Raw genomic sequence first — 4808 nt, 5'->3', positions numbered from 1 at the left:
TGGTTCCGTCAGCACTTTGACGCACCCTCAGCAAAGATCGAGGCTAGAGCCGACCTGCGGATTCAAACCCCATTAGAACAACGCTGTGCACGGGTGTGCGATCCGGCTAGAATCGCACGCAGACCATAGCGGGACCACAGAGGAGGGTCTCCCTACCGTCTCTGGGGCAGCCGACGATCGCCCATCGAAAGCTCAAAGGAGGACGGGGTCATGACAGAATGGAAAGATCGCAATCGGCTAGCAATGTGGGCTATCGCCCTGCTGTCGCTCTTGGCGTTTACTGTCGCCACGCCAACCGTCGCGCATGCCGATATCCGCCCCCTTCCACCACCTGACACCCAGTCGGTCGGGAATGCTTGTGGGCTCGCGACCTGGGCGCCCGCAAATGATGACTACATGACGAACTTTCGAAATTGTGAACGGTGCCTTTACTACGCCCTCGAGCGCACGGTGCACGAGAGCCGGCGGTACTATTGCACGTACAATCCGTCCAATCGGCGTTCGGATATGCACCGGGATGACCCATTCGGCCTCTAAGAGGTTGTCTCACGTGGTGACGGTATGAGCTGCGGCATGCTGTCTCTCCAGTTGTCTGCACGGTTTAGTCCGACGGAGGGCCGGAGGTGCGAGCCCGGCAATCGGACACCGGTTGTTGTCCTTGGTTCAGACCGGGTGGGTAAGCCCTCTTGCGACGACGACACCTCTTCTCTGAACTCTTGGCCGCACCGCCGATCAGGTGACTTTGGGCGCGGTAGGTCGTTGCGCAGGCGTGCCGTACGAACCTCTTGATGTCGCCTTCCGTCAAATGGCGTCGTGTCAAAGCCAGTTGGCGGGCCTCGCTGTGGCTCTCGCGCCTGATGAACTGCTGGGACTCAGCGAACTGGAAGCCGCTGCTCGCAAAGAGCTGGCTGGTGATGCTCTCCAGCTTCTTGAAGACACCGTGGCCGCGATCGAGTCCGGCGAACCAGAAGACACCCTGACTTCCCTGGTCAACGCGGCCAATCGGCTTGCGGTCCAGCTGCGGGACCGGGTCCTGGACGACGCCGTGGCATCCAGCCCTGTGCCGGAGCAATGGCCGCCAGAGTGAAACTGAGGTTCACGCGGCCCGGACGGCTGCTGTCGGTCGCGGTGCGGCGGCGGTGGGGTGCATGGGCTGCCGCGTCAGCCGGCGCGTCATCAACGTGATGGCCGCGAGGGTGAGCATCGCTTCGGAGTGCTCGGGCCGGGTCTCGTAGTCCCGGGCGTTCCTGCGGGCGTGGAGCCACCACGCCAGGCTCCGCTCCACCACCCAGCGTCGTGGTAGGAGAACGAAGCCTTTCGCTCCTTCGGGCCTGCTCACGGTCTTGACCGTCAAGTTGAGGAAGGACTTGGCCCAGTCGACCAGCGTTCCGCCGTAGATCGAATCGGCCCAGACGACGGCGATCTGCGGGTGCATGAGACGCACCCGGAGGAGAACCTCCTTGGCCACGACGGCATCGTGGGTATCGGCCGGCGTCACCATGACGAACAGCAGCAGCCCTTTCATGTCACAGACGATGTGTCTCTTCCGGCCCGGTATTTTCTTGCCCGGATCGAATCCGGACGTGGATCTCGGGACGGTGGCGGCGACCTTGACTGACTGCGAATCGATCGCCGCGGCCACGGGGTGCGGGGAGGCGCCCATGCCGCGGCGGACCCGGCGCCGGAGCTGATCGCGGATGAGGTTGAAGATGCCGGCCGCGCGCCACCGACTGAAGAACCCGAAGACCGTCTGGAAGGGCGGGAAGTCCGCGGGCAGGGCCCGCCACTTGCAGCCCGTATCCACCACATACCGAATGGCGTCCACGATCGCGCGGCGAGGCCACTTCTCCGGGTGACCGCCCGTGGACAACTGACATGCGGGCGTGGGCAGAAGAGGCTCCAGCAGGGCCCACTCTGCGATGCTGGTGTCCGAGGGATAGCGGCGTTGTCGCATCCCGTGCTCCCTTGGTGCCCGTCCCCGCGGAGGCGGGGATCAGGCGATCAGGTCGAGGGTGGACTCGACGGAGTTGAGCTGGGCGACCATGTGGCGGACCCACTTGTCCTCGGGGGCGAGTGCGGCGTGCGGGGTGACGGTGCCCGTGATCAGCCTGCGGATCTCGGTCAGTTTCTCGCGGATTACTCCCACCTCGTATGCCTGCAGGACGTCACCGTCGACGGTGAACTGGTAGCCCTCGGCGCGTGTGTAGATGAGGGGCGGCCAGCCCTTCTTTGCGATGGTGTCGCGCAGCATCGCGAGCCCGGAACGGACCTGACTGCGGGTCAGTTCGGTGGCCCGCATCAGCTGCGGCATGTGCAGGCCGGCGGGGCGGGCCGACAACAGCACCCGCCAGAGGGCCTCGGCGTACTCGCGGGCCGCGTCGCCCTCGCGCCGCGATCGACGCGGCACGGCTACTCGCCCCGCAGCAGCTTGGTCAGCTCCTCATCCATGTCCAGATGGCCGCTGTCGACGGCGGTGACGATCCACTCGCAGGTCGCCCGGACACGGTCGACGTTCTTGTGGATCAGCTCTCGCTCGTCCTCGGACAAACGGCGTCCGCGCATCTTTGGCACCAGGCGGCCGGTCGCGGCCACGAACTTGTGGCAGGCCCCGATCAGGTCCAGGAAGTCGATGGTCCGGTCGAGTTGCCGGACCACCGGAACGACCGGGTTCTCCGGCTGGCCGGGCGGCGGTTCGGCCTCGTCCTGTTGGTGCCACCGGTCGGTCTGTGCCTTGTTGAACAGATGCCTGGCCGTATCGTCACTGGCGGCTCGGAAGGCGACGCTGGGGCGGCGCAGGAAGTCGGTGGCCACGCGTGCGGCGACCTGGTCGTCGACCGCCAGGTCGTGGATCGCCTCGACCTTCTCCTGCGGGGTCTGCGGGCTGTCGACCCGCCATCCGACCTGGCGTTTCGCCGCGTCCTGTGTCCACCGCGGCACGCCGTCACGCGGATGCCGCGGTGGCTCCTTGATCCGGTCGAAGCGGTCATCGAGCTTCTCCAGAATCCGGTGGATCTCGAAGGAGACGCCCGCCATCCGGTGCTCGGCGGGCCACTTGCTGGCCGTCTGCCGGTTGAGGCGGACCTGGTTGTAGGGGACGCCGATGTCCTCCGCGTACAACTCCAAGGTCTCCCGCACCCCGAGCAGTTCCTCACCGGCCGCTGGCAATGAGCCGCCGTGCGGCCGCATCGGCTCGATCTCCAGAGCATGGTCACCGATTTTGAACTGGATCTTCGTATCGACCTCGATGAGCTTCCGGTCCTCGGCGATGATCTCCTCGTACCGCGCCCGGGAAACGCTCCCGACCTTCGTGCTCGTGGGCATGGTGCCCACCACCCCTCGGCACGGGACGCCGGCACTCCCTCCGCCGGCGACAAGTCCCGGCCTCTGCCCGCAGCATCCTGCCGCACAGGACCCATGGCAACCCACAGCAAACGCTGCTGCGTACAAGCAGGTTCTCAACGGGGGAGCTCACCTGCGCCGGGCCATGGACATTGGCGGTGTACGACTGCTGCCAGCTACCCGTGCGGCCCTCGGCGCGGCAGAGCAGGGTGAACCGGACGGGCACCGTGCGCTGGATCGTCGGGTCGACGCCGACGTCCACCGCGACCTTGCCGCTCTTGCTGACCGGACCGACTTCCACGGCGGTCTGCACCGAGGGCCCGCCCTCGGCGTCGGGCACCCGACGGTCGTACAGTCCCTGGATCCCTTCGCCGTTGGCACTGCTCGGCATGGTTGTCTGGGACGTCAGCTCTCGCGCTTCGAGGCGAGAGCGGATACCTGCTTCAACGCCCACGCCTGTCCGACGGACAGGCGTGGGACCCGCTGTGAAGAAGACCCCGCCACCCCGACGGCGGGAACTTCCACGAACATGCGCCCCGGTGGAACCCCGTCAACGAGGGCACCCGTAGCACCGCCGCCCGATCATCTGGACGGCGGTGCTACGTCATGCCGGACGCCGCCTGACCTACAGAGCAGCGAGAGTAACCGTGACCGCGAGGGGAGTTTGTCGGCCCGAGCGGCCAGCTTTCACTGGTGCGCGAGCCATCTCACCAGTAGTACACGTACCACCCCTGGTGGCTTGAGGTGCGACACGGTCGGGTGAGGATCACGGATCCGGGACGGTTGATTTGGGCCTCCATACACCTGAACCCGTAATTCTCGTTGACGATCGCGAAGTTCTGATGCGTCCAGTGCTGCCCGCCATAGTCACTGCAGGCCACAACCGCAACGGGGAACTGGGGGTCGTAGTTCGCGGAGGCGCACTTGTTGTTCGAGAGGTTGATCAGGAATCCTCCGTTGTACCAGCCCCACCGCTGGCCAGCATCCGTGCTGTTGCAGACGCCCAGGTAGGCGTAGTTCCCCTCAGTGCCGTAATCAAGGCACAACCCCGAGTACTGGTTGACGATCTTGAAGGGGCCGGGAATACCGGCCGCCGTCACCGGTGCACCGGGACCTTCATTTCGTAGTGCCGCTGATGCGTCTACCGCACCCGTCGCCGTCGGTGCGGCGGATGCCGAGGTCGCCAGACTGGCGCTGGCCAGTGCCAGGGACGAGAGAGCGACCGCAACGGCCTTGCGTATTGCCATGGTTCCTCCTGAGCGTGATGGGTCTTTCTCAAGGGACGGCTCGCGCACCACTGTGTCGGGCCCGCTGGCTGTCGCCAGCCGACGGGGTGTTCTCTCTGCGAGCGGTCCCCCGCACCGCTCGCAGTCAGTACCAGGCATTCCGGTGACATCGGGGAGTGGCGGGGGGGCCCCCCCCGGGGGGGGGGGGGGGGCCGGGCCCCCGGCGACCGCCGCCCCGGACCG

At 66.2% G+C, this 4808-nt stretch carries 4 protein-coding genes and 1 pseudogene; 1 reads left to right on the top strand and 4 read right to left on the bottom strand.

Going from position 1 to position 4808, the window contains the following annotated elements:
* Nucleotides 1–769: 769 nt before the first annotated feature.
* Nucleotides 770–1087, top strand: a complete 318-nt coding sequence (locus ABT147_RS46985; protein ID WP_351418674.1) for a hypothetical protein — start codon at nt 770–772, stop codon at nt 1085–1087.
* A 27-nt stretch (nt 1088–1114) separates the two neighbouring features.
* Here the strand turns inward: ABT147_RS46985 and ABT147_RS46980 are convergent.
* From ABT147_RS46980 to ABT147_RS46965, 4 genes and pseudogenes are all read right to left on the bottom strand, one after another.
* Nucleotides 1115–1954, bottom strand: a pseudogene (locus ABT147_RS46980) (IS5 family transposase); the annotation flags it as partial.
* 39 nt (nt 1955–1993) lie between these two features.
* Nucleotides 1994–2407, bottom strand: a complete 414-nt coding sequence (locus tag ABT147_RS46975) for a RacP protein (protein WP_351418670.1) — start codon at nt 2405–2407, stop codon at nt 1994–1996.
* Between the two features lie 2 nt (nt 2408–2409).
* Nucleotides 2410–3321, bottom strand: a complete 912-nt coding sequence (locus ABT147_RS46970; RefSeq protein WP_351418668.1) for a DUF6192 family protein — start codon at nt 3319–3321, stop codon at nt 2410–2412.
* A 725-nt stretch (nt 3322–4046) separates the two neighbouring features.
* Entirely contained in the window at nt 4047–4586 is a 540-nt protein-coding gene (locus ABT147_RS46965; protein ID WP_351418666.1) for an RICIN domain-containing protein, read from the bottom strand.
* Nucleotides 4587–4808 lie beyond the last annotated feature (222 nt).

Source organism: Streptomyces sp. NPDC001868, assembly GCF_040297125.1.
In the GTDB taxonomy this organism is placed as follows: domain Bacteria; phylum Actinomycetota; class Actinomycetes; order Streptomycetales; family Streptomycetaceae; genus Streptomyces.
The sequence above is the reverse complement of the archived record's forward strand: the minus strand, read 5'-3'. Positions and strand labels throughout refer to the sequence as shown.

Coding starts and splice junctions, on each gene's coding strand:
- ABT147_RS46970 (WP_351418668.1), bottom strand. CDS start 3,321: ATGCCCACGAGCACGAAGGTCGGGAGCGTTTCCCGGGCGCGGTACGAG.
- ABT147_RS46965 (WP_351418666.1), bottom strand. CDS start 4,586: ATGGCAATACGCAAGGCCGTTGCGGTCGCTCTCTCGTCCCTGGCACTG.